Origin of the sequence: Pseudomonas sp. MWU16-30322 (assembly GCF_020515535.1) — a bacterium.
GTDB classification, from domain to species: Bacteria; Pseudomonadota; Gammaproteobacteria; order Pseudomonadales; family Pseudomonadaceae; genus Aquipseudomonas; species Aquipseudomonas fluorescens_H.
In genome coordinates this window covers 1-797 of the sequence record NZ_JAIWYL010000030.1, presented here as the reverse complement: position 1 = coordinate 797, position 797 = coordinate 1, and the positions used below count along the sequence as shown (strand labels likewise).

The window sequence follows — 797 nt, the reverse complement described above, 5'->3', positions numbered from 1 at the left end:
ATGGCGTAACGGTTCGTGTACTTTAAACGTGCATCTATGGGTTACGTTTATTCGCGCGGGAGCGCCGGGATTTGTCTGTTGCTTTGATGTCAGGTTTTTGGTTTTCAGCCAGAAGCGCAGGGACCACTCGTCTGGAACCTGTCCTCACCTGTCAGATCTGACAGTAGGCAACAGCTCTTGCCTGATGTGAGATGAGCCACGTCCGATTGGACAGACTCCTAACACTCAGGGTGCACGTCATGGATTTTCACTCATCGACACTAGACAAATTATTTGATCTGTTCCCAATAATCATTCCGGGCGCAGTAGAACAGGTCAAGCCAGTAGGCCTCGCCGATGTCGGTGTATCTCGGAATCTGGCCAACTCCGATTCGCGCGGGCTTGAAGTCATTATTGATCCTCCGGCCGAAATGAAATTGCTTGGCTCAAGCGCTGAATCCAGTATTCGAGTGGACATTTACATTGTCGACAATCCAAACGCTGTCACGGGCAAGAACATTACTGAGGAAGAAGAAAACAAGCGCATGACCTTGCACGTGCCACCCAGTTTCTTGTCGCATGGGGTCAACCGGTTTTACTACATACTCACCCGCGCCAGTGGAAATAAGCAGCCATCGCGAGAATTGAGCGTGCTGTATCACCTGCGTGCTTCGACTGGCCTGGTTTTGACCATCCCCTCTGACATTCGTGAGAAAGGTGTTGATGCGGCTCAGGCGGCGAAAGGCGTGTTGTTCACGTTCACTTACAACAACCGCCGCCCTTTCGACCGCATCGAGTTTCTGCTGGGCGATACCATC

General features: G+C 51.6%; 1 pseudogene. It reads left to right on the top strand.

Annotation, left to right across the window (positions count from 1 at the left end):
* Window positions 1-239 precede the first annotated feature (239 nt).
* A pseudogene (locus tag LCH64_RS28195) lies at window positions 240-797 on the top strand (hypothetical protein); the annotation flags it as partial.